Source organism: Burkholderia sp. E168m23, from assembly GCF_016586125.1.
GTDB classification, from domain to species: Bacteria; Pseudomonadota; Gammaproteobacteria; order Burkholderiales; family Burkholderiaceae; genus Burkholderia; species Burkholderia orbicola.
This window is the reverse complement of the sequence record NZ_BCPP01001671.1, coordinates 1-611: the sequence shown is the minus strand read 5'-3', so window position 1 is coordinate 611 and position 611 is coordinate 1. Positions and strand designations below refer to the sequence as shown.

2 pseudogenes are annotated in these 611 nt (G+C 66.8%); both read right to left on the bottom strand.

Going from position 1 to position 611, the window contains the following annotated elements:
- Positions 1-341, bottom strand: a pseudogene (locus JMF90_RS39580) (nitrate ABC transporter substrate-binding protein); the annotation flags it as partial.
- Between the two features lie 31 nt (positions 342-372).
- Positions 373-611: pseudogene (locus JMF90_RS39575) on the bottom strand (ABC transporter substrate-binding protein); the annotation flags it as partial.

Here is a 611-nt window from a genome sequence, read left to right as displayed (position 1 = left end):
GACGGCAGGTCGCCGTAGCCGGCGAAATCGATGCTGCCGTTCGTGAATGCCTCGTTGACGAGCGTGCCGACCGCGGCGGTCGACACCGGCACCCATTGCAGCGTCACGTGTCGCGCGGCGAGCGCTTTTTCGAGCGACTTGTCGGCGTCGATCAGCGCGGATGCGCCCGCGTATTGCGTCTTGCCGCCGCTCGAATACGCGACGACGGCGATTCGCACGACCTTGGGCGCGTCTTGCGCGTGGGCGGCGGGCGTGACGAATGATGCGACGGCCAATGGCAGCGCGGCGAGCAGCGCGCGCAGCGGGCGATGCAGCGACGCGAGGGAGAGTGTGGGTTTCATGATGGTCCGGAGCAGTGAACGTGAAAGGGGCTCACGCGCGCTTCTGCAACGACGGCCGCAGCACGTCGGCGAGCGGGCGCGGATCGATCCAGTCGGCGACGTCGAAATCGGCTTCCAGAAAACCGTGGTCGTGCAGGAACGTCTTGAACTCGTCGAGCGCGGCGACCGATTCGTCGTCGAGATTGATGCCGAGATGCCGGTGCAACTGGTTGCCGTACGCGGCGCGTACCCAGTCGATCGACGACGCGGTTTCGCCGGCCACGTAGTGCG